Annotated in this window: 19 protein-coding genes; 3 read left to right on the top strand and 16 right to left on the bottom strand. The window is 71.3% G+C overall.

Going from position 1 to position 21,115, the window contains the following annotated elements:
- Positions 1-26 precede the first annotated feature (26 nt).
- The 3 genes from ACFYZZ_RS32110 to ACFYZZ_RS32100 all read right to left on the bottom strand — a co-directional run bounded on the left by ACFYZZ_RS32110 (position 27) and on the right by ACFYZZ_RS32100 (position 3,437).
- The gene (locus ACFYZZ_RS32110) at positions 27-812 is read right to left on the bottom strand and encodes a polyprenol monophosphomannose synthase (RefSeq protein WP_389183388.1); all 786 of its coding nucleotides are present in this window, start codon (positions 810-812) and stop codon (positions 27-29) included.
- A gap of 531 nt (positions 813-1,343) precedes the next feature.
- The gene (locus ACFYZZ_RS32105; protein ID WP_389183386.1) at positions 1,344-2,945 is read right to left on the bottom strand and encodes an amidohydrolase; all 1,602 of its coding nucleotides are present in this window, start codon (positions 2,943-2,945) and stop codon (positions 1,344-1,346) included.
- A 51-nt stretch (positions 2,946-2,996) separates the two neighbouring features.
- Entirely contained in the window at positions 2,997-3,437 is a 441-nt protein-coding gene (locus ACFYZZ_RS32100) for an Lrp/AsnC family transcriptional regulator (protein WP_094220813.1), read from the bottom strand.
- A 234-nt stretch (positions 3,438-3,671) separates the two neighbouring features.
- Between ACFYZZ_RS32100 and ACFYZZ_RS32095 the strand changes: the two genes are divergently transcribed.
- Positions 3,672-4,109, top strand: a complete 438-nt coding sequence (locus ACFYZZ_RS32095; protein ID WP_389183383.1) for a hypothetical protein — start codon at positions 3,672-3,674, stop codon at positions 4,107-4,109.
- Between the two features lie 21 nt (positions 4,110-4,130).
- On the opposite strand, the gene ACFYZZ_RS32090 is transcribed toward ACFYZZ_RS32095, so the two are convergent.
- From ACFYZZ_RS32090 to ACFYZZ_RS32055, 8 genes are all read right to left on the bottom strand, one after another.
- Positions 4,131-5,225 carry a phosphotransferase family protein gene (locus ACFYZZ_RS32090; protein ID WP_389183380.1) on the bottom strand — a complete coding sequence of 365 codons (1,095 nt, stop codon included), beginning with the start codon at positions 5,223-5,225 and terminating at the stop codon, positions 4,131-4,133.
- Between the two features lie 11 nt (positions 5,226-5,236).
- The gene (locus ACFYZZ_RS32085; protein WP_389183377.1) at positions 5,237-6,334 is read right to left on the bottom strand and encodes a hypothetical protein; all 1,098 of its coding nucleotides are present in this window, start codon (positions 6,332-6,334) and stop codon (positions 5,237-5,239) included.
- 345 nt (positions 6,335-6,679) lie between these two features.
- Complete coding sequence (locus ACFYZZ_RS32080; protein WP_386574952.1) at positions 6,680-7,852, bottom strand: acyl-CoA dehydrogenase family protein; 1,173 nt, start codon at positions 7,850-7,852, stop codon at positions 6,680-6,682.
- Between the two features lie 601 nt (positions 7,853-8,453).
- A complete protein-coding gene (locus ACFYZZ_RS32075) occupies positions 8,454-9,107 on the bottom strand; it encodes a TetR/AcrR family transcriptional regulator (protein WP_389183374.1) in 654 nt (217 codons plus the stop codon).
- A gap of 80 nt (positions 9,108-9,187) precedes the next feature.
- Positions 9,188-9,328, bottom strand: a complete 141-nt coding sequence (locus ACFYZZ_RS32070; RefSeq protein ID WP_386574949.1) for an SCO1431 family membrane protein — start codon at positions 9,326-9,328, stop codon at positions 9,188-9,190.
- A 108-nt stretch (positions 9,329-9,436) separates the two neighbouring features.
- The gene (locus ACFYZZ_RS32065; RefSeq protein WP_389183371.1) at positions 9,437-10,804 is read right to left on the bottom strand and encodes a peptidase C39 family protein; all 1,368 of its coding nucleotides are present in this window, start codon (positions 10,802-10,804) and stop codon (positions 9,437-9,439) included.
- A 205-nt stretch (positions 10,805-11,009) separates the two neighbouring features.
- Positions 11,010-12,551, bottom strand: a complete 1,542-nt coding sequence (locus tag ACFYZZ_RS32060) for an amino acid permease (protein WP_389183368.1) — start codon at positions 12,549-12,551, stop codon at positions 11,010-11,012.
- A gap of 43 nt (positions 12,552-12,594) precedes the next feature.
- A complete protein-coding gene (locus tag ACFYZZ_RS32055) occupies positions 12,595-13,551 on the bottom strand; it encodes a hypothetical protein (protein WP_389183365.1) in 957 nt (318 codons plus the stop codon).
- A gap of 272 nt (positions 13,552-13,823) precedes the next feature.
- On the opposite strand from ACFYZZ_RS32055, the gene ACFYZZ_RS32050 reads away from it, so the two are divergent.
- Together ACFYZZ_RS32050 and ACFYZZ_RS32045 are read left to right on the top strand one after the other, a co-directional pair.
- Positions 13,824-14,444: a uridine kinase gene (locus ACFYZZ_RS32050; RefSeq protein WP_389183501.1), complete on the top strand. Its 621-nt coding sequence runs from the start codon at positions 13,824-13,826 to the stop codon at positions 14,442-14,444.
- Positions 14,445-14,874: 430 nt separating this feature from the next.
- Positions 14,875-16,737 carry an AAA family ATPase gene (locus ACFYZZ_RS32045; protein WP_389183363.1) on the top strand — a complete coding sequence of 621 codons (1,863 nt, stop codon included), beginning with the start codon at positions 14,875-14,877 and terminating at the stop codon, positions 16,735-16,737.
- A 105-nt stretch (positions 16,738-16,842) separates the two neighbouring features.
- Here the strand turns inward: ACFYZZ_RS32045 and ACFYZZ_RS32040 are convergent, their stop codons facing one another.
- The 5 genes from ACFYZZ_RS32040 to ACFYZZ_RS32020 form a co-directional block, all read right to left on the bottom strand.
- Positions 16,843-17,928 carry a hemolysin family protein gene (locus ACFYZZ_RS32040; RefSeq protein WP_389183360.1) on the bottom strand — a complete coding sequence of 362 codons (1,086 nt, stop codon included), beginning with the start codon at positions 17,926-17,928 and terminating at the stop codon, positions 16,843-16,845.
- Complete coding sequence (locus ACFYZZ_RS32035; protein WP_389183357.1) at positions 17,925-19,259, bottom strand: hemolysin family protein; 1,335 nt, start codon at positions 19,257-19,259, stop codon at positions 17,925-17,927. Before ACFYZZ_RS32035 ends, ACFYZZ_RS32040 begins: the two co-directional genes overlap by 4 nt.
- A gap of 178 nt (positions 19,260-19,437) precedes the next feature.
- Positions 19,438-19,890, bottom strand: a complete 453-nt coding sequence (locus tag ACFYZZ_RS32030; RefSeq protein ID WP_389183354.1) for a PH domain-containing protein — start codon at positions 19,888-19,890, stop codon at positions 19,438-19,440.
- A gap of 15 nt (positions 19,891-19,905) precedes the next feature.
- The gene (gene hisG / locus ACFYZZ_RS32025; RefSeq protein ID WP_389183351.1) at positions 19,906-20,754 is read right to left on the bottom strand and encodes an ATP phosphoribosyltransferase; all 849 of its coding nucleotides are present in this window, start codon (positions 20,752-20,754) and stop codon (positions 19,906-19,908) included.
- Between the two features lie 58 nt (positions 20,755-20,812).
- Complete coding sequence (locus tag ACFYZZ_RS32020) at positions 20,813-21,085, bottom strand: phosphoribosyl-ATP diphosphatase (RefSeq protein WP_028423093.1); 273 nt, start codon at positions 21,083-21,085, stop codon at positions 20,813-20,815.
- Positions 21,086-21,115 lie beyond the last annotated feature (30 nt).

The following is a 21,115-nucleotide window of genomic DNA, read 5'->3' as shown; positions in this document are numbered from 1 at the left end:
CGCGGCTCAGTGCGGGATAAGGGGCCCTAGGCCCTGCCCGTGAGCTTGCCGATGCGCTCGCCGAAGCCCCAGGCGGTGACCCGCCACAGCGCCTCCACGACGATGTCCCGGCTCATCTTGGAGTCGCCGAGTTCCCGCTCCACGAACGTGATGGGCACCTCGACGACGTGGTAGCCGGCCTTGACCGCACGCCGGGCCAGGTCGACCTGGAAGCAGTACCCCTGCGAGGCGACCTTGTCGAGTCCGAGCCCTTCGAGGGTCTCGCGGCGGAACGCGCGGTAGCCGCCGGTCACGTCACGGATCGGCACGTCGAGCATGAGGCGCGAGTAGGTGCTGCCACCGCGCGAGAGGAACTCCCTGGACTTGGGCCAGTTCACCACCCGGCCGCCGGGTACCCAGCGCGAGCCGAGCACCAGGTCGGCGCCCTTGAGGGCGGTGAGCAGCCGGGGCAGCTCCTCGGGCTGGTGGGAGCCGTCGGCGTCCATCTCGACCAGCACGCCGTAACCGTGCTCCAGGCCCCAGCGGAAGCCCGCGAGGTAGGCGGCGCCGAGGCCCTCCTTGCCCTTGCGGTGCAGCACCTGGACGTGGTCGTCCTCGGCGGCCAGCTCGTCGGCCAGCTTGCCCGTGCCGTCGGGGCTGTTGTCGTCCGCCACCAGGACGTGCGCCGCGGGGACGGCCTTGCGCACCCGGCCGACGATGGTCTTGATGTTCTCCGCCTCGTTGTAGGTCGGGATGATCACCAAGGCCGTGCCGAGCGGACCGAACTGCCTCCCCTGGGCCTTGGCCTCGAGGGTCCCGTCGCCGTCGTTCACTGCTGCCCCTTCATGTCGTACGCAGGCGTCCACCATAGTGGCCGCGGCCTGGGATGACGCGCCCTCCCGTTCGTACGCTGGTGTCGATTCCACAAGAGTGGGGTAAGAGCGTACTTTTCGGCACCTGCGTGCCGCGACGGATGGGGGCCCGGCGCCCTTCGGGCCGACCTGGGCCCCGCTGGCTGCGGGACGACCGAAAGCCGTTGTCTACTGAGCGCCCGGGCCCCACCCGGGTCACACCTTGCCGACCGGCCGGAACGTTCCCTCGTCGGCGCGGGCGCTGAGCCTGGCTCCCAGTGACGGTGCCCCGGTGCGGCACACCGTCCCTGACCCAGCGGCGCTGTGACGAGTGAACACTCCCCGGTCGGGCGTCCGGTGGTGGACTCGGCCGAACCTACCGGCCCCCGGCCGTCGACTGTCAACAACCGCCTGACCTGCACCGATGCCCACCCGACGGTGATGAACCCAGAGGATTCGCAGGTCGGGCGACGCCGCGGCGGGCAACGATGACCACCGCGCCACCCCGGGAGATCACTCGCCCGGCCGTACGAACACGGTCCGTCCGCCCACGACGGTGCGCAGGCAGACCGGCAGGTCACGGCCCGGTGTGAGGTCGGGCAGGCCGGGGGTGCCGGAGCGCGGGTCGGTGGACCAGCGGGCCACGCGGTCGTCGGGGGCCTGGACGATCAGTTCGTCGGTTCGCCAGACGGCGTAGTCGGCGGGCGCGCCGGGAATCAGGACGCCCGCGTCGTCGCGGCCGATGGCCCGCCAGCCGCCGCGCGTGTGCGCGGTGAACGCGGCGCGTACGGAGACCCGGTGCTCCGGGGTCCGGTGGAACGCGGCGGCGCGGACCGTGCCCCAGGGGTCGAGCGGGGTGACCGGGCTGTCGGAGCCGAACGCGAGCGGCACGCCGGCGCGCAGCAGAGCGGCGAACGGGTTGAGGGTGCGGGCCCGCTCGGCGCCGAGGCGGTGGGCGTACATGCCGTCCTCCCCGCCCCACAGCGCGTCGAAGGCGGGCTGGACCGAGGCGATCAGGCCCAGCTCGGCGAAGGCGGCGACGGTCTCGGGGGTGAGCATCTCGGCGTGCTCGACGCGGTGCCGGGCGGCGCGGACGCGGGCGAGGCCGACCTTCTCGGCGGCTGCACGCAGGCCCTCCACAACCGCGTCGACGGCGGCGTCGCCGATGGCGTGGAAGCCCGCCTGGAGCCCGGCCTCGGTGCAGGCGACGACATGGTCGGCGACGGCGTCGGCGTCCAGGTAGGCGGTGCCGGTGTGGGCAGCGTCGGCATAGGGCTGGTGCACGCAGGCGGTGTGCGAGCCGAGGGCGCCGTCCACGAAGAGGTCGCCCGCGGCGCCGTGGGCGCCCAGCGCGCGCGCCTTGTCGACATCCTGCTGCGCCCAGTAGCCGATGACGCGCGGCCCCGGCACCTCGCCGGCGAGCCCCAGCAGGTCCGTGAAGTCGTCCTCGGAGGAGATCTTCGGGCCGCCGCACTCGTGCACGGAGCCGATGCCGAGGGAGGCGGCGTGGGCAAGGGCGGTGCGCTGGGCCTCGGCGCGCTGGGCGGGGGTGATGGCGGCGAGCGCGGCTTCGCGCACGGCGTGGTGGTCGTCGGCGGTCAGCGGGCCGTCGACCGGGCCGAGACCGGGCACGAGGTCGAGCAGTGCCGAGGTGACGACGGCCGAGTGGACGTCGATGCGGGAGAGGTACAGGGGGCGGCCGCCGGTGGCCGCGTCGAGTTCCGCGCGCGTCGGCGGGCGGCCGCCGGGCCAGCGGGCGGCGTCCCAGCCGTGGCCGAGCAGGACCCGGTCGTCGGGGCGGGCCGCGGCGAAGTCGCGGACGAGCGCGAGGGCCGCCTCCAGGGACGGGGCGTCGGACAGGTCCAGGCCGGTCAGGGCGAGGCCCGTGGCGGTGGTGTGCACATGGGCGTCGGTGAACGCCGGGGTGACCAGGGCGCCGTCGAGGTCGACCACCTCGTCCACGCCGTCGGCGAAGGCGTCGGCGGCGCCCTCGGAGCCGACCCAGGCGACCTGGCCGTGCTCCACCACCATCGCGGTGGCGAAGGGGTCGGCGGGACTGTGGACCTCTCCGCGGCGCAGCAGGACGGTCTTGGGGTCGGCGGACTGCTCACTCATGCCCCACAGTCTCTCGCGTACGCGGGAGACCGGGGCACCGGGGCGGCCGGTTCAGATCTTCGGGGGACGCGCCTCGTAGGGGGTGGACAGCACGACGGTGGTGCGGGTGGAGACGCCGGCCAGGGTGCGGACCCGGGCGAGCAGCTCCTCCAGTTCGTGCGGGGTGGCCACGCGCACCTTGAGGATGTAGTTCTCGTCGCCGGCGACGCTGTGGCAGGCCTCGATCTCGGGGACGCCGGCGAGGCGGTCCGAGATGTCGTCGGGGGCGCTGGGGTCGAAGGGTTTCACCGAGATGAACGCCGTCATGGGCAGCCCGACGGCCTCGGGGTCGACCACCGCGGCGTAGCCGCGGATGACACCACGCTGCTCGAGCCGGCGCACCCGCTGGTGCACCGCCGACGTGGACAGGCCCGTGGCCTTGCCCAGGTCGGTGTAGCTCATCCGCCCGTCCTTGACGAGCAGCTGCACGATCTGACGGTCCAGCTCCTCCATGGCGCCAAAACCTACAGTGCGGTTGATCTCCTCGGATAGCTCAGCAACGCAGGTCACACCCGCTCCGGCACAAAAAGGACCGCACCGGGCACCTGCGCGCGGCATGTGACGAACGCCACAGCTCTCGAACGGGCTCCGTGATGTTCTCGTGATTACCGCCGAGAGCGGGCGGGAAGTGCTTGGTGTGGTCGAGGCCGCAGCGCCGTCACGGCCCAGCCTTAGGGGGAGAAACCCATGCAGAGTCTCAAGCGCCCTGGTCGTTCCGCGTCCATGCGGCAGCAGCCGGTCGTCGAGCCCGAGCCGGAGGGCGTCGAACCCGACGCCCTGGAGGCCGACGAGTTCGACGCCTACGACACCTTCGAGATGTACCGGGTGATCTGCCCGGACTGCGCGCAGCCGATCGCGCTCCTGGCGGACGAGGAGATCCTGCCGGAGCACGCGCTGTGCGCCTCGCCGTGGAACCCGTTCGGGCTCACGGTCTGCGCGGGCACCGGCCGTGCGGCGGCCGACGCCCGCCCCGCGGACGAGTCCTTCGAGCCGCAGGAGCAGGACATGGCCCTGCTGCTCACGCTCCCCCAGGGTCTGAACTGGCGGACGCAGCCGTTCTCGCACGTCGGCGGCCCGGGCTCGCGCCCGATGCGCGTACCGGAGATGCGCCGCCAGGCCGCCTGAGTCCGCGCGGACCGGCCCGGCTCAATCCCAGTAGCTGCCCTGCACCATGGCGCGCAGACTGCCGTGGTGCAGGATCAGTGTGTCCGGGTCCGCCGGGACGGCGACCTCTTTGAAGTACGCCTGGCGGTAGGCGACGCGCAGCATGACGATCGCGTGCCGCAGGGCCGCGTAGAGGGTGTAGAACTCCATGTCCCGCGGGGTGTGGCCGGTCAGTGCGGTGTAGCGGGCCTCGACGCGGTCGCGGCGCAGGAAGTCGGGCAGTCCGCGCTGTCCGGAGGCGACCGTGAGGTCGTGGAAGAAGCGGTGCAGGTAGACGGTCCAGCCGAGGTCCACCTCGCGCGGGGCGAGGGCCGCCATCTCCCAGTCGAGGACGGCGACGGGCTCGAAGCCGTCGTAGACGACGTTCCCGATCCGTGCGTCGCCCCAGTTGAGGACGGGTGTGCCGGGCTCGCGCGGCCACAGCTGCTCCAGCCGGTCGAACGCGGCCTCGATCAGGGGTGAGCGGGCGAGCCCGTCGATCACCCAGGAGTAGTAGGCGCGTTGGGCCGTCACATGCCGGCGCAGGGCGTCGCCGTCGCCCGGCGTGGCGAGGAACTCGGCTTCATGCAAGGGAACTTGGTCGTGCAGCCGGGCGAGCAGAGCGATGGTGGCGGCCTCCAGGTGCTCGCGCTCCGCGTCGCTCGCCGCGTGCAGCCAACTGCCCTCGTACGTGTACGGCATGACATCCGGCGGCACCCGTCCGGCGACCCTTTCCATGACGAAGAACGGCGCCCCGAGCGGCTCCGGGTCCTCCTCCAGCCACAGCACCCGGGGCACCGGAACGTCGGTGCGGTCAGCCACGCGCTGCAGGGTGCGGTACTGGCGGGCCATGTCGTACTCCGGGAAGACGGTGTACGCCGCCGGGTCCGCGGCGAGCCGCAACGCGCAGGAACGCAGGGGTGGTCGGGGGTGCTCGATGTCGAACAGCAGGGTCTCGCTGGACATGCCGTTGGAGGCCGGGACGGTGACACCGACGGCCTTGGCCCCGGGCAGCCGGGTGCCGAGCCAGGCCGTGAGGCGCCGGGTGAGTTCCTCGGGGTCGCGGGTGCTGGTGCGCGGACGCGGTGCCGTGGCCATCTCGTCCTCCCTCAGGGTGCGGCCGAGTCGAAGCCCGTGAAGCCGCTCGGGTCGTGCCGGCCGAACGAACCGTGCTCGAAGATGCCGTAGCCCGTCCGTCCGTCCATCCGGAAGCGGGCGGAGTGGTCGGTGACGCCGTAGGCGGCCAGGGGGTGCGGCGACGCCATGTCGTACGTACGGCGGTCGGCCCATCCCCGGCCCTGCCAGGTTCCGTGCTGCCAGTCGTCCGCCGGCGGATAGCCCGCGCCGACCGCGAGCGGCGAGGAGGCCAGGATCTCCGCCTCCAGCTCCAGCGGTTTACGCGGGTCGCCGAGGTGGACGACCGCGCGCTCGGGGTGGCGGGTGCCCGAGCGGTAGGTGATCTCGGCCTGGGGCCAGCCCAGTTGGCGGTCGCGGTGGCCGGGGCGGAGCAGGGTGGCCTCGTTCAGGGAGCGGTGGCCGTCGGCGTCCTCCTGGGTGATGACCATCAGGAAGCGGTCCTCGAAGCGGACCGGGCACCAGATCCAGTGGAAGCCCTCGGTCGGGTGGTCCTCGGCGAGCCGTCCGCCCTCCTCCCCCGGCATCGGTCGCACGCCCCAGCTGCGGTCCCGGGTGCCGGTCCAGCCGTCCGAGGAGACCTCGAACTCCGTGCCGCCCGCCTTGATCACGCCCGTCACCGTGCCCGCCTGGACGAACCTGCGCCCCTCCAGGGTGAGCCGGTCGCCGCGGCGCTGGAGGTGGTGGGGTTCCCACAGGGCCGGGAAGGCCGCGGTCCAGGTGAGGTCGTACGACAGGTCGTCCTCGCAGACCAGGCGCAGCCGCCTCAGCGGTTCCTGGACCTCGATGCGCAGCGGGCCGACGGCGAGCCGCATCCGGTCCTCGCCGAGCGCGTCCGAGGCGCGGACGGCGTGCAGGGTGTCCCCGGTGCGAAGGGTCGCGTAGGCGTCGATCACGCCCAGGTTGGGGTAGACCCCGAGGCCGAGGATGAGCAGGGCGCGGCCGGCGTGGTCGAAGACGTGGAAGATGCAGCGGTCGTAGGCGTTCCGGTCCCCGGTCGCCACGTGCTTCATGGACAGCGGCACCTGGTGGACGGGGTACTCGTCGAGCGGTACGGGACGGTCGTCGGCCACGGACACCCCCTGGGAGACAGTCCGCTGACGGTACGTCAGATGCCGGGAGGAGGCCAGAGCCGGAACCGGACGTCCGTGAACTCTCGCTCGATTCCGCCCGGCCGTGACCTGCCCGGCGTCCGCCGCGTTCCCCAGGCATGACCACCGCCACGTACTGGGCGACCGGGCGTCAGCGCCGCATCTTCGTGCCCCGCCCTGCAGAATCGGTTCCGCCGCCCGCGCCGCAGGACCCGCCCATCTACCGTGCCCTGATGCGCACCTGGGAGGACCGGGGCCGCACCCTGCCGGGCCGCCACGACCCGGAGTGGGTCAGGCTGGCGGCTCCGACGGTCCTCAGGGGGCAGTTCAGCGACCCTCCGACCCTGCCACGTGACGGGCGATGACCATCCGCTGGATCTGGTTGGTGCCCTCGACGATCTGCAGGACCTTGGCCTCGCGCATATAGCGCTCGGCCGGGAAGTCGGCGGTGTAGCCGTAGCCGCCGAGGATCTGCACGGCGTCCGTGGTGACCTTCATCGCCGTGTCGGTGCAGTGCAGCTTGGCCATGGCCGCCTGCTTGGCGAACGGCTTGCCCGCGTCGCGCAGCCGGGCTGCCGCGAGGTACAGCGCGCGGCCGGCCTCGATCTGGGTCGCCATGTCGGCGATCATGAAGCGCAGGCCCTGGAAGTCGGCGATGGGGCGGCCGAACTGCCGGCGCTCGGTGGCGTAGCCGACCGCCTCGTCCAGCGCGGCCTGGGCCACGCCGATGGCGCAGGCCGCGATGCCGAGCCGCCCCGAGTCGAGCGCGGACAGGGCGATGGAGAAGCCCTGGCCCTCCTCCCCGATGCGCCGGTCGTCGGAGACCCGGACGCCGTCGAAGTGGACCTGGGCGGTGGGGCTGCCCTTCATGCCCATCTTCTTCTCGGGCACCGCGGCGCTCAGCCCCTCGGCGTCGCCCGGCACCAGGAAGGCGCTGATTCCGCGCGGGCCGTCCTCGCCGGTGCGGGCCATCACGGTGTAGAAGTCGGCGATCCCGCCGTGCGTGATCCAGGCCTTGGTGCCGGTGATCACCCAGCCGTCGCCGTCCCGGACGGCCTTGGTGCGCAGGGAGGCCGCGTCCGAACCGGAGGACGGCTCGGAGAGGCAGTAGGCGCCGAGCAGGCCGCCGCCGAGCATCGCGGGCAGGTGCTCGACCTGCTGCTGCTTGGTGCCGTAGGCGGCGAGGGCGTAGGAGGCGAGCGTGTGCACGCTGACGCCGAGGCCGACGGTGAGGCGGGCCGCCGCCAGCTCCTCCAGGACCTGGAGGTAGACCTCGTAGGGCTGGTCGCCGCCGCCGTACTCGGAGTCGTACGGCAGGCCCAGCAGGCCCGAGTCCGAGAGCAGGGTGAAGACCTCGCGCGGGAAGCGTCCGGCGTCCTCCTCCTCGGCCGCCTTCGGCGCGATCTCGCGCTGCGCGATCTCACGGACGAGGGCGAGCAGATCCCTCGCCTCTTCCGTGGGCAGTTGACGCTCCACCGGCTGCGGGTCGCGGTCGGACATCGCGTCGGTCTCCTCCCTGTTCGGGCACATCAGCGGATGCGCCGTGGGTGGGGCGGCTCCGCCTGGTCGTTCATGTTCGCCGCAGGCGCCCGCTCCCGGGTCTCGGAAGCGGCTGACCAGCGGCTCTGTGCCGTGAGTATGCCCGATCAGCGGCCTCTCGTCACCAGTTAACGACCGCTTACTTCAAGAATCCAATCGGAACTCTTCCCACCCCTCAAATTGGTCCGAACCATTGACGCAGTGGTCTAGTCCTCCTGCTGCGCATGACCAACGCTTTACCGCGTTCACGCCGAACATCGAGACCTCGGGCTCCGCGGCCAGGCTGCCCCACATCGACTACGCGTTCGACAATGTCACCGGCGGCAAGTGCGCCATGGGCGACTCCTACGCCGCCGCCAACCCGGCATGCAGAGGCGCACTGTTCCGCCTCGGCGATCCGCGTCTTACGGCCCAAAAGCTGCGCGGAGTCCTCGGGGCCTCGGCGGCACCCTCTTCTGGGAGCTGAGCGGCGACACCACGAACGGTGAGCCGATCAAGGCGATCAACCAGCCCTGGAGCAGGGGGCCTGGAGCGGAGGACCACGAGCCTCCGCTCCTCGCCGTCAGGCGTCGCGGCGGGCCGGGAGCGGGGCCGGGTAGGACGGGTCCAGTTCCTCGACGGCGCGCAGGGATCCGCCGAGCGCCTTCACCAGCAGGTCACACATGGTGTCGCGGGAGAGTACGGGGCGGTCGATCCAGTCGAGAGTGGCCCCCTCGACGCTGCACACCCAGGAGAGCAGGCCCATGCGGGCGAGCGGGGCGATGTCGCTGCGGCCGTAGGCGCCCTCGGCGATGGTGTCGATGATCGCCTCGCGCACGCCGTCCCGAATGGCGTGCACCTCGGTGTCGAAGCCGACCCCGCCGCTGACGATGGTGCGGTAGGCGGCCTGGTGGTGCTCGGCGAAGCGCAGGTAGCTGTCGACGGTGCGGTGGACGCGGTCCACGGCGGGCAGTTCCAGGCCGCTCGCGGCGAAGGTGACCAGGTCGGCGACGGAGTCCTGGATGATCGCCAGGTAGTAGCCGCGCTTGGACTGGAAGTAGTAGTAGATCAGCCCCTTGGCGACATGCGCCTGCCGGGCGATGTCGTCCATGGACAGCGCGTCGTAGGACGTGTCGGCGAACAGCTTCCGCCCGATGGCGATGAGTTCGGCGCGACGCGCCACGGAACGCTCGGTGCCGCGCGCCCGGGGACGGACGGCGGCACGCTGTTGACGCATATTCAATTTCGACCCTGGTCTAGGAGGTCGGTGGGACATCCGCAGTATGTCAGAACATGCCGACCGGGTAAGGCGTCGGGTCAGAGCAGGCCGAGCTGGGTCACGAGCATCGCGATCACCGCGACAAGCACCCAGCCCATGACGTGCTCGAGGATCTTCGGGCCGTCTTCCTGGGGGCCGCCGGTGCGGACGCGGGTGGCGGTGGCCTGCTGTGCGGTCATGGTTTCTCGCAGAGGTCGGACGTACGGAGTGGAATCCCCCCCACCCATTTGTCCACCTTGCCACCCGTGACGGCGTTTGCGGCGGAGACGTTGCTCACACGGAGCGGGTCAGCACACCCCCACCGCTTCGAGCGCCTTGCGCTGGCGCGGGTTCGGGTGGGCCGGGAAGTAGAGATAGCAGACCCCTCCGGTGCCGGAGACGACCTTGCCGGAGGCGTTGTACCGCTTGGTCCTCAGCCAGATGTTCTCGAACTCGCGCCGCAGGTAGACCCGCCGTACCGCCGCGTCGTCCGCCGAGGCGGGGTCGTTGGCGATCACGTCGCCGCCCGCGGTGAAGCCGATCACGGTCATCAGGTGGCCCGAGGTGCCGTACCCGGCCCCGGTCAGCTCGGTCTTCAGGAAGGACTGGGACGTCATGGCCGGGATGCCGGCCCCGATCAGCGTCTCCAGTTCGGTGAGCGAGGCGAGCCGGGTGACCACGCCCTGGAGGTCCTTGAACGTGGCCGCGTAGGCCGCGTTGAAGGGCCAGTTGCCGCAGCCCTGGTACTGGTAGTCGAAGGTGAAGCGGGCCGCGTGGTCCACCTGCGGGTCGGCGTAGGACGGGTCGACCCAGGACAGCTGCTCGGCGGTGAGCCGGCCGCCCCAGTACTCCACGATCATCTGCGAGGAGGTGGGGCTGCACCAGGCCTCGCCGCCGTTGTCGTACTCCGGATACTGGCCCTTGTGGATCTCCTGCGAGTAGCGCGGGACGCCCAGTTCCGCGGCGAGCCCGGGAGCGGAGGCCGGCACGGTGAAGCGGTCGGGGATGTCGGAGCCCATGGCGCCCAGCCGCCAGACTGTCGGCGTGAGCCGGGTGTCCGGCCTGCGGTAGAGGGTCAGGCGCAGCCGGTACGAGGCCAGCCGCAGACCGGTGCTCGCGTCGTCGATGGCGAAGGTGTCGGTCCAGATCGTGCTCTTGCCGTCCTTCTGGCCGTCCACCGAGGTCCGCTTGATGTCCTGGTCCCCGGACGCCCAGCGGCCCAGCACGTACCAGGGCGTGTCGGTGCCGTCGGAGTACGTGCCCCGCAGCTCGACCTGGAGCCAGGTGCCGTCGGGGGTGTGCGCGTTCCAGGAGGCGACGACCTCCGTCGCGGGCACGGCGAGCCGGTGGACCGGGGAGGTCCAGGTCGCGTACTCCCAGCCGGCGGTGGTGCCGGTGTGCGGGTCGGTGTAGTCGGTGCGGCCTGCGGCGGTCTCGATCTCGACGCCGGGACGAAGGCCGGAGACGGCCCGGACGCCCTCGGCGGTACCGGAGCGCCAGTCGCTGTACGTGGTCCAGGCGTGGTAGTCGATGGGTCGGGCCGGCACCCGGGCCCGGTCCTCGGCGGCGGGCGCCTTCGCGGTGGCGGCGACCGCGGGTACGGCCCCGGAGGCGACCGCGGCGACCACGGCGGCGGTGAGGACGGTGCGGCGGGACGGCTGCTGGGCTCTGCTCATGGGCTCGGTTACCCCCAAGTATCCGAGTCGTTCCTGGTCCGGTGTGGTTGTGCGCCAACTATGGAGGAGACTGCATGCCCCTGCCAGCACTTGCGCACACGGCGCGCCACCAATATTGGTCTGGGCCACTGGAATGACTCACGCGGGTGCACGACGGCCCCGGCGCGGGCGGAGGGCCGTGCGCCGAGGCCGTGGCCGAGGCGGGTCAGACGAGGTCCATCGCGGCGACCTCGTCGGGGCGGCCGTAGCTGACCGGACCCTGGAAGCGGCGGCGGGCGGTGGCGAACCACCACACCGTGGCCACGACCAGGACGACGGCCAGCGCGATCGGCGCGTAGTTGAAGGAGTCGACGGTGATCGGCGAGGCCTGCGGCAGCATGAACAGGACGCTGCTGAGCCCGATCCAGATCACCGCGAGCCAGCCGATCGGCCTGCCCCAGCGGCCCAGGTGCCAGGGGCCGGGCTGGAACTCGTCGCCGAGCCGCAGCCGCAGGAAGATCGGCACGGCGTAGGCGAGGAAGAGTCCCACCACGTTGACGCTGACGATCGCGGTGAACGCCGTGTGCGACCACCAGCCCGGGACCACCAGGGCGAGCGAGCAGGCCACCGCGAGCCACACGGCCTTCACGGGCGTACGGGTGCGCGGGGAGACCGAGTGCCACAGGCGGGAGCCGGGCATGGCGCCGTCCCGGGAGAAGGCGAAGATCTGCCGGGTGTTGCTGGTGAGGTTGGCGAGGCCGCAGAAGAGCATCGCGCCGATGACGATGAGGAGCATCACCTTGGCGGTGCCCAGGCCGAGACCGTCGATGAGAATCTGGACGGGCGGCGCGGAGGAGCCCGCCACCTTGCCGTAGTCGCTAATGCTGTAGACCAGTGCAAGCATCAGGATCAGCCCGGTGATCGCCGAATAGCCGATGGAGCGGGTGATCCCCCGCGGTGCGTTCACCGTCGCGCGGACCGTTTCCTCGGACATGTGGAAGCTGCCGTCGAACCCGGTGAAGGTCCAGCTGGTGACCAGCAGCCCGAGCATGCCGCCGTAAAGCCCGCTCGTGAAGCCGGTGTTGTTCTCGAAATGCGTCACGAAGGACGCCGGCTGATGATGGTCGGGCATCACTATGAGTGTGCTCACGATCACCACGAGTCCGATCAGCAGCCACCACACGGAAATCCGGTTCAGTACGGCGACGAGCTGGACCGTGTACGTGTTGGCGAGGCCCTGCAGCACGATGATCACAGCCGTGATCAGGACGGTCTGGTGCGCGGTGGGCTGGTACGAGGTCCACTGCAGGGCGACGAAGGCCTGGATGAAGGTGGCCGCCGCATAGCCGGTGGCGGCGGTGCCGCCGATCTGGCCCACGAAGTTCAGCCAGCCGGTGAACCAGGACCAGGCGCCCTTGTGCCGCTTGGCGAGCTTGCCCGCCGAGAAGTACAGCGCGCCGCTCGTCGGATAGGCGGAGGCGACCTCCGCCATTGCGGCGCCGATGAACAGCACCATGACGGACACGCCGATCCAGCCGAACACGAGAATGCGGGGGCCGCCCGCGTTCATGCCGTATCCGAAGGACGAGAAAATACCCGAGATGATATTGATGATGGTGAAGGAGATCGCGAAATTGTCGAACGCCTGGAAACGCCGGGTGAGTTTCCGGGGATATCCCATCGCATGCAGGGTCGCGTCGTCGTCGATCACGACCGGGTCCTCTCCCCCACGGGCCTTCGCCCGGGGAGTCGATATCCGTTCGGACACAGATCTGCCTTTCTCTCGGTGGGGGGTCAGAACACCTGCGGAGTCAGGCGGCTCCCGGGACGGGCAGGCCGCAGGCGCGCCGGGCCCGGGAGAGCTGCTCGGCAGGGTCGCCGAAGGCACTCCAGGGCATGCGCGAGGCGTACGGCCCCATCGCAGTGAAGACCGCCCGTGCCTCGAACTCGCGCTGGGCCATGACCAGCGCGTGCGCGAGGTAGGCCAGGTCGAGCACCGGGGTGAAGCGGTAACCGGCCGCCGCGGGCAGCCAGTTCTGGTAGATCGCCAGCGCGGTGGAGCGCCACTGGGGCTGTTCCCAGACGCGGTCGGCGAGCAGTTGAGTGGGGTTGTAGCTCTCCACCAGGGCGACCAGTGGCAGCAGCCGGAGGGCGGAGTCGGCGGCCGCCCGCTGGCTGAGGAAGGCGGCGACGTCCCAGGCCGCGTTGACCGAACCGCCGTGGCGGGTGAAGAAGCACGACAGGAAGCGGTGGTGGCCCTCGCGGTGCCACGGATCCAGGGACAGGATGTGCGCGAACAGCCGCCAGGGTCCGGGCGGGGCGGTGAGCAGACCCTGCGGAGCGGGGTCGCGCAGCCGGTGCAGCCGGGCCATGGCCAGCTTGGCGACCCAGGGAGTGGGGTCGTCGGGGGCCATGGCGGCCGCCCGGTCGCAGGCGGTCAGCGCGATCCGCTCCAGCGCCTCGGCGCGCTCGTCGCGTGCGTCGGCGGCCCGCGTCGCGCGCTGCACCGCGACCCGAGCCCACATCAGCGCCGCCTCGGGGGTGGGTTCCTCGGCGAGCCAGCGTTCCACCAGGTCGGTGCCGGCTGCCTCGGAGGCCAGCACCAGCGAGCGGTGGGCGCGCAGGGCGAAGTCGGAACGCGTCTCGGCGAGGGCCTCGGACGCGTATCGATAACGGCCGGCGCGCACATCGACGCATACGCTCGCCAGGACACGGTCGTCGGCCGCCGGATGCCATACATAGTGCCCTTCGAATAACTCCGCGACCATGTCCCCCTGTCCGTCCCCGTTCGGCGCATCGCAGTTGCGCACCAGGCACCTTACTCAGCATTCGGTGCACCGGGAACGCCGGGTTTCACATGCCGGTCGACGGGACGGAAATGTCAATGCCTTCGATTGACCGGCGGTCAGCCAGTGGTTCAAGGAGTGACTTTTTCGGCCACCCGATTGGTCCAGTCACTATGGGCCGCTACTAGACTGTTTCCGGAAAACACCCCCACACCGCATCACACCTCACACCGCACCACACCTCGGGAATCGCCATTCACGACCTCGCCGCCCGGCTGCGCGGGCTTCCCCCCTCCGTGGGGCCGGTCCGGCTGATCGCCGTCGACGGGCACGCAGGCTCCGGAAAGTCCACCTTCGCCGGGCGGTTGGCCGCCGCGCTCGACGGGGCGCCCGTGCTGCACCTGGACGACATCGCCAGTCATGACCAGCTCTTCGACTGGACCGACCGGCTCCTGGCCCAGGTGATCGGCCCCCTCTCCCAGGGCGAGAGCGCGCAGTACACCCCTTACGACTGGCGCGCCCGCGCGTTCGGGCCACCGCTCCCGCTGCCGCCCGCTCCCGTCGTCGTGATCGAGGGGGTCGGCGCCGGCCGCCGGGCGCTGCGGCCATATCTGGCCGGGCTGCTGTGGATGGAGCTGCCTCGCGAGGAGTCCTGGGCACGGGGCCGGCTGCGGGACGGAGAGGAGCAGCGGGAGTTCTGGGCCGGGTGGGTCGAGGCGGAGCACGCGCACTTCGCCGCCGACCCCTCGCGCCCCCATGCCGATCTCCTGGTGCGCCAGACGCCGCAGGGGTACGCGGTGCTGCCGGGGCCCGCGAGGACCGCTGAACCGGACCGGATGGTCACCCAGGGTGAGGGACCGCCCGCAGTGTGGTGAACTTGTGAAGACCCTTGCGGGGGAACTTCCTTGAGTGCTTCGAGGCCGCTTGACCCGGGGACCGTACAGGACTTACGTTCTGAATGTGCGGCCATTCGAAGCCGCCCTCATACGCGAAGCCCCCGGTTGTTCCCCCGTGATCGGGGGCTTCGTTCTGCCCGCGGCCCGTTTTCCGGGCGCCCCGCGCACCGATCCGCTCACCCTCGGTCACCGTCCCGTGTGCGCCCCGTCTGCTCCCACCTCGTCAAACGGCCCGTGCGGCACCCTTCGGTGCGAGGTCGTCCCACGGGTACGATGCCCTCGGTGCGACCTTCGAGCGGCTGCCTCGCGCACCTGCAACTCCGGTCCGCGGCACGGCGGTTCGACCGCGGCGGCCGTCGGGCGACTGCCCGGCGGTGAACCAACGGGGGCACGGTCTGTGGGGGACGTGATGGACTTCGGCACGCAGGGCCCCGAGGCCCCGGCCGACCTCGCCTGGCTGCGAGGTGTGGACGCCTACACGATGGGTGCCTATCCGCAGGCGGAGGAGGAGTTCCGCGCCGCGGCGCGGATGGACCCGGGAATGGCGGACGCCTGGCTCGGGCTGCACGCGCTGCGGGTCGACACGACGACAGCGCTGCTCAGAATGTTCCGGCACCGGGACCGCTTCGGGGAGCAGCGCGCCCGGCACCGCCGGACCCTCAACTCCTGGTACTGGCTGGGCTGGTGGGTGCAGCCGGTGCTGGAGAGCCCCCGCGATCTGCTGCTGGCGCACGCCTCGCACTGGCTGGACGGCCGGCACGTCCCGGAGCTGGACCGGGCGCTGGCCGGGCTGCCCCCGGTGGACACCGACCCGCAGGTCCGCTTTCTGCACGCCTGCCGCGCCTATCTCGTCAAGGACTGGGACCAGCTGGTCCGGCACACCGACCCGCTGCTCGACGATCCCCTGCTCGGCATCGAGGCGGGTCTGTTCGGCGGCATGGCCCGGGTCCGGCTGGAGACGTACGGCCAGGCCGAGCCGCTGCTCTCGGCGGCCCTGATGCGCTGCCGCAGCGAGCAGCCGCAGCGCAAGGAGCTGCGGTACTGGCTGGCGCGGGCGCACGAGGGGACCGGGCGCAGCGCCGCGGCCATGCCGTTGTACCGCGCGGTGCACCGGGTGGACCCGGCCTTCATGGACACCTCGGCCCGGCTCGCCGCGATCGCCGAGGGCGACGGGTACGACGATCCGGCCGACCTCGCGGCGATCACCCTGACCGGTGCCGGTGCGGACGCCATGGACGGCCCGGACACGCTCGACCCGCTCTTCGGCACCGAGGGGCGCGATCTGCGCCTGCCGGACCCGGACCTGCCGACCGGGCCGGTGCCGTCGGTCCCCGATCCGGGGGTGCGGGTGAAGAGCGGGATGCCGTCCTCGCCCCTTCCGGCGGGGCCGACCGACGCCGCATTACTCGAGGAGGCGCTCGCCGAGCTGGAGCGCATGGTGGGTCTTGAACCGGTCAAGCGCCAGGTCAAAGCCTTGTCCGCCCAGTTGAACATGGCGCGGCTGCGGGCCGGCCAGGGCCTGCCGGTGCAGCCGCCGAAACGGCACTTCGTGTTCTCGGGTCCCTCGGGGACCGGCAAGACCACGGTCGCCCGGATCCTCGGCCGGGTGTTCTACGCACTCGGTCTGCTCGGCGGGGACCACCTGGTGGAGGCGCAGCGGGCCGATCTCGTCGGGGAGTACCTGGGGCAGACGGCCGTGAAGGCCAACGAACTGATCGACTCCGCGATCGGCGGGGTGCTCTTCGTGGACGAGGCGTACTCGCTGTCCAACTCCGGGTACGGCAAGGGGGACGCGTACGGGGACGAGGCGCTGCAGGTGCTGCTGAAGCGGGCCGAGGACAACCGGGACCACCTGGTGGTGATCCTCGCAGGCTATCCCGAGGGCATGGACCGGCTGCTCGCCGCGAACCCCGGGCTCTCCTCCCGTTTCACCTCCCGGGTGGACTTCCCCTCCTACCGGCCGCTGGAGCTCACCGAGATCGGCAAGGTGCTCGCGGCGGAGAACGGCGATCTGTGGGACGAGGAGGCGCTGGAGGAGCTGCGGTCCATTGCCGGGCATGTGGTCGATCAGGGGTGGATCGACGAGCTGGGCAACGGCCGGTTTCTGCGGACGCTGTACGAGAAGAGCTGCGCGTACCGGGATCTGCGGTTGTCGACGTACCCGGGGGCGCTGTCCCGGGAGGACCTGGCGACGCTGCGACTGCCGGACCTGATGCAGGCGTATGGGGAAGTGCTGTCGGGACGGGGGCCGCACGATCCGTCGGCCATGTAGGTGCGGTGGGCTGCGGCTGGGCTCCCTAGGGGCGCGGGGCTGTGTCGATATGCGGCTCCGCCGCGTGGGCACGACCAGCCCCCGCGCCCTCAGTCGGGAACGGCGCTACGTAGCCAGTGCCTCTTCCGGCTCGCCGCTGGTCCTCGGCTCGGACAGCTTCGGTTCCGGGGTCTCGCGGTGGGCCGGGTCGCGGACCTCGCCCACCAGGAGTTCCAGGGCGTCCTCCAGGGCCACCAGGCCCAGGACCCGGCCGGAGGCGTCCGCGACCTGAGCCAGGTGGGTGGCCGCGCGGCGCATGACCGTCAGGGCGTCGTCCAGGGGGAGTTCCGCACGCAGGGTGGCCATGGGGCGCCACACGTGCTGAGGAACGGCCCGGCCGGAGTCCTCAAGATCCAGGACGTCCTTGACGTGGATGTAGCCCATGAACGCACCCGTCCCGGCCGCCACCGGGAAGCGGGAGTAGCCCGTGCGGGCCGTCAGGTCGACGATCTCCCCCGGCGTGACCGACGGAGTCACCGTCACCAGGGACTCATGCTGCAGCAGGACGTCCGTCACCGGGCGGGAGCCCAGCTCCAGGGCGTCCTCCAGCCGCTCCCGCTCCTCGGGGCCGAGGAGGCCCGCCTGGCCGGAGTCCTCCAGCAGGCGGTTCAGCTGCTCGCTGGTGACGACGGCCTCGACCTCGTCCTTGGGCTCGACGCGGAAGAGCCGCAGGATGGCCTGGGCGCAGGCGCCGAGGGCCACCGTGATCGGCCGGCACACGCGGGCGAAGGCGACCAGACCGGGGCTCAGCCACAGCGCGGCCTTCTCCGGGGCCGCCATCGCGAGGTTCTTCGGCACCATCTCGCCGATCACGAGGTGGAAGAAGACCACGGCGGCGAGGGCGATCACATAGCCCAGCGGGTGGATCACGCCGTGCGGCAGGTGGATCGCCTCGAACAGCGGCTCCAGCAGCTGCGCCACCGTCGGCTCGGCCACCGCGCCGAGCGTCAGGGAACAGACGGTGATGCCGAACTGCGCGGCCGCCATCATCTGCGGCAGCCGCTGCAGGCCGTACAGCACCTGCCGGGCCCGGGCCGTGCCCAGCGGTTCGATCTGGCTGCGGCGCACGGAGACGAGCGCGAACTCGGCGCCGACGAAGAAGCCGTTGGCGAGCACCAGCAGCGCGGCGAAGACCAGTTGGAGGACGCTCATCGGACGGCCTCCATGACATTCACTGCGGGGACCGTCCTGACCAGGCGGACCCGTTCGGCGCGGTAGTGGCCGACCTGGCGCACGGACAGCCGCCAGCCGGGCAGTTCGGCCCGGTCGCCGGGGGCCGGGATCCGGCCGAGCAGGTCGGCGACCAGGCCGGCGACGGTCTCGTACGGCCCCTCGGGCACGTCGAGGCCTATGCGCTGCAGGATGTCGACACGGCAGCTGCCGTCGACGTCCCAGGCGGGCCTGCCGTCCTCCGGCGGGGCGGGGGCCAGATCGGGCGTGTCCTTGGCGTCGTGCTCGTCGCGGACCTCGCCGACGAGTTCCTCGACGATGTCCTCCAGGGTGACCACACCCGCCGTGCCGCCGTACTCGTCCACCACGACCGCGATGGGCTGCTCGCTGCGCAGCCGGGCGAGGAGGGGCTGGACCGGCAGCGTCTCGGGGACGAGGAGCGCCTTGCGGGCGATACGGCCGACCGGCGTGCGCAGCCGGTCGCGCACGGGGACCGCCAGCGCGTCCTTGAGGTGAGCCATGCCCACGATCTCGTCGATCTTCTCGCGGTAGACCGGGAAGCGGGACAGACCGGTGGCGCGGGTCAGGTTGACGACGTCCTCGGCGGTGGCCGTGTCCTGGAGGGCGCTGACCTTCACGCGCGGGGTCATGACGTGCTGCGCGGTCAGGTCACCCAGGGACAGGGTGCGCACGAACAGGTCGGCCGTGTCCTGCTCCAGGGCACCGGCCTGGGCCGAGTGCCGGGCCAGGGACACCAGTTCGCCCGGGGTGCGGGCGGAGGCCAGTTCCTCGGCGGGTTCGACGCCGAGGGCGCGCACCAGCCGGTTGGCGACCGTGTTGAGCACGGCGATCACCGGGCGGAACAGGCGGGAGAAGTGGTGCTGGGGGCCCGCGACGAAGCGCGCGACCTGCAGCGGCCGGGACACCGCCCAGTTCTTGGGCACGAGTTCGCCGATCACCATCTGGACCGCGGAGGCCAGCAGCATGCCGACGACCACGGCGACACCGGAGACGGCGCCCTCGGGGATGCCGATCGCCGTGAACGGGCCGCGCAGCAGCTCGGCCAGGGCCGGTTCGGCGAGCATGCCGACGACGAGGGAGGTGATGGTGATGCCGAGCTGGGTGCCGGAGAGCTGGAAGGACAGTTCCTTCAGCGACTCCACGACCGTACGGGCGCGCTTGTCGCCCTCGGCGGCGGCCTTCTCGGCGTCCGGGCGCTCGACCGTCACCAGGCCGAATTCGGCCGCCACGAAGAAGCCGTTGGCGAGAATCAGCAGGAAAGCCGCTCCGAGGAGCAGCAGGGGGATGGTCATGATGCCGCCGCCTCGGTATGTCGGGAGGGGGCGGCGCAGGTACTACAGGACGATCCGTCCATCGCTGGAGGGAGTCACTCCTCGGGTAGCAGGGGGCCTCTGAAGACCAGGGGGCAACATCAGTGGCGGAGGCGCAACGAAAACGCCTCCGCCAACAGATTAATCAAGACATGGCCGTCTACGGCAGATCCCGCATCGAGCGGGCCTCGGCCAGGGCCCGGAGAGCCTTCGCGTCGGCGATGGCGTGCTGCTTGGCGATGCCCGGCTGGATGCCGAGTGCGGGCAGGCTGGTGCCGTCGCTGAGGTTGAGGAACACCCAGGGGTCGCCCGGACGGAGGTTCACCTGGACGATCTCCGCCCAGTCCAGGTGCCGCTTGCTGGCGATGTTGACGACGGTGACGCCGGTCTCGTCGGCGACTACCTTCACCCGGGCGAACTGGGCCAGCGCCCAGAAGATCAGTGCCCCGGTGATAATGAAGCTGAGCCGCTCTCCCGGCCCGAGGTGCTCCAGCAGCATCGCGATCCCGGAGACCACCAGGAAGATCACGACGCCGGCGGTGAGCAGGACCGCCCGGGTGCGGCCCGGCCGGAAGGTGACGGGGAGGGTGGGCAGGGGGGTCTGGTCGGACATCTCGGTGCGTACCTCTCAGAGGCGGCAGGCGTGGATGGCCGTGGTCAGGATGGCCCGCGCACCGATCTCGTACAGGTCGTCCATGATCCGCTGCGCCTCCTTGGCGGGGACCATGGCGCGGACGGCGACCCAGCCCTCGTTGTGCAGCGGGGAGACGGTCGGCGACTCCAGGCCCGGCGTCAGGGCGACGGCCTTCTCGAGCTGCTCGACGCGGCAGTCGTAGTCCATCATCACGTACGTCCGCGCGACCAGGACGCCCTGGAGGCGGCGCAGGAACTGCTGGACCTTCGGCTCCTCGCCATCGGCGCCGGTGCGGCGGATGACGACGGCCTCGGACTTCATGATCGGCTCGCCGAAGACCGCCAGGCCCGCGTTGCGCAGCGAGGTGCCGGTCTCGACGACGTCGGCGATGACCTCGGCGACGCCCAGCTCGATCGCGGTCTCGACGGCGCCGTCGAGGTGGACGACGGAGGCGTCGATGCCGTGCTCGGTGAGGTGCCCCTCGACGATGCCCTCGTAGGAGGTGGCGACCGTCTTGCCCTTCAGGTCCTCGACCCCGCTCGCGGTGCCCGGCTTGGCGGCGAAGCGGAAGGTGGAGCGGGCGAAGCCGAGCGGCAGGATCTCCTCGGCGTCGGCGCCGGAGTCGACGAGCAGGTCGCGTCCGGTGATGCCGATGTCGAGGCGGCCGGAGGAGACGTAGATCGCGATGTCGCGGGGGCGGAGGTAGAAGAACTCGACCTCGTTCTCCGGGTCCACGATCCGCAGCTCTTTGGAATCCCGGCGCTGCTGGTAGCCGGCCTCATGCAGCATCTCCGCCGCAGGGCCGGACAGAGAACCCTTGTTGGGGACGGCGATGCGCAGCATGAGGTCGGCTTCCTTTGCGTGAAGGGGAGTGTGCTGGGGGCTCTTTACGGCGTGCGGTTTACAGGTGGGCGTAGACGTCGTCGAGGGAGATCCCGCGGGCGACCATCATCACCTGGACGTGGTACAGCAGCTGCGAGATCTCCTCGGCGGCCGCCTCCTTGCCCTCGTACTCGGCGGCCATCCAGACCTCGGCGGCCTCCTCGACGACCTTCTTGCCGATGGCATGGACGCCCTTGCCGACCAGCTCGGCGGTGCGGGAGGAGGCGGGATCGCCGTGGGCGGCCTTGTGCTGGAGCTCGGTGAACAGCTCCTCGAACGTCTTCTTGGACATGGTGAGCCCCACCCTACGCGGTTCGGGGGA

Origin of the sequence: Streptomyces sp. NPDC001816 (assembly GCF_042892235.1) — a bacterium.
Taxonomy (GTDB): Bacteria; Actinomycetota; Actinomycetes; order Streptomycetales; family Streptomycetaceae; genus Streptomyces.
The sequence above is the reverse complement of the archived record's forward strand: the minus strand, read 5'-3'. Positions and strand labels throughout refer to the sequence as shown.

Excerpts from the sequence above, each read along its gene's own strand:
- ACFYZZ_RS32055 (WP_389183365.1), bottom strand. The coding sequence starts at position 13,551 with ATGGTCGCGGAGTTATTCGAAGGGCACTATGTATGGCATCCGGCGGCC.
- ACFYZZ_RS32020 (WP_028423093.1), bottom strand. The coding sequence starts at position 21,085 with ATGTCCAAGAAGACGTTCGAGGAGCTGTTCACCGAGCTCCAGCACAAG.
- ACFYZZ_RS32030 (WP_389183354.1), bottom strand. The coding sequence starts at position 19,890 with ATGTCCGACCAGACCCCCCTGCCCACCCTCCCCGTCACCTTCCGGCCG.
- ACFYZZ_RS32040 (WP_389183360.1), bottom strand. The coding sequence starts at position 17,928 with ATGAGCGTCCTCCAACTGGTCTTCGCCGCGCTGCTGGTGCTCGCCAAC.
- ACFYZZ_RS32035 (WP_389183357.1), bottom strand. The coding sequence starts at position 19,259 with ATGACCATCCCCCTGCTGCTCCTCGGAGCGGCTTTCCTGCTGATTCTC.
- ACFYZZ_RS32100 (WP_094220813.1), bottom strand. The coding sequence starts at position 3,437 with ATGGAGGAGCTGGACCGTCAGATCGTGCAGCTGCTCGTCAAGGACGGG.
- hisG (WP_389183351.1), bottom strand. The coding sequence starts at position 20,754 with ATGCTGCGCATCGCCGTCCCCAACAAGGGTTCTCTGTCCGGCCCTGCG.
- ACFYZZ_RS32075 (WP_389183374.1), bottom strand. The coding sequence starts at position 9,107 with ATGCGTCAACAGCGTGCCGCCGTCCGTCCCCGGGCGCGCGGCACCGAG.
- ACFYZZ_RS32090 (WP_389183380.1), bottom strand. The coding sequence starts at position 5,225 with ATGGCCACGGCACCGCGTCCGCGCACCAGCACCCGCGACCCCGAGGAA.
- ACFYZZ_RS32070 (WP_386574949.1), bottom strand. The coding sequence starts at position 9,328 with ATGACCGCACAGCAGGCCACCGCCACCCGCGTCCGCACCGGCGGCCCC.
- ACFYZZ_RS32095 (WP_389183383.1), top strand. The coding sequence starts at position 3,672 with ATGCAGAGTCTCAAGCGCCCTGGTCGTTCCGCGTCCATGCGGCAGCAG.
- ACFYZZ_RS32065 (WP_389183371.1), bottom strand. The coding sequence starts at position 10,804 with ATGAGCAGAGCCCAGCAGCCGTCCCGCCGCACCGTCCTCACCGCCGCC.
- ACFYZZ_RS32105 (WP_389183386.1), bottom strand. The coding sequence starts at position 2,945 with ATGAGTGAGCAGTCCGCCGACCCCAAGACCGTCCTGCTGCGCCGCGGA.
- ACFYZZ_RS32080 (WP_386574952.1), bottom strand. The coding sequence starts at position 7,852 with ATGTCCGACCGCGACCCGCAGCCGGTGGAGCGTCAACTGCCCACGGAA.
- ACFYZZ_RS32045 (WP_389183363.1), top strand. The coding sequence starts at position 14,875 with ATGGACTTCGGCACGCAGGGCCCCGAGGCCCCGGCCGACCTCGCCTGG.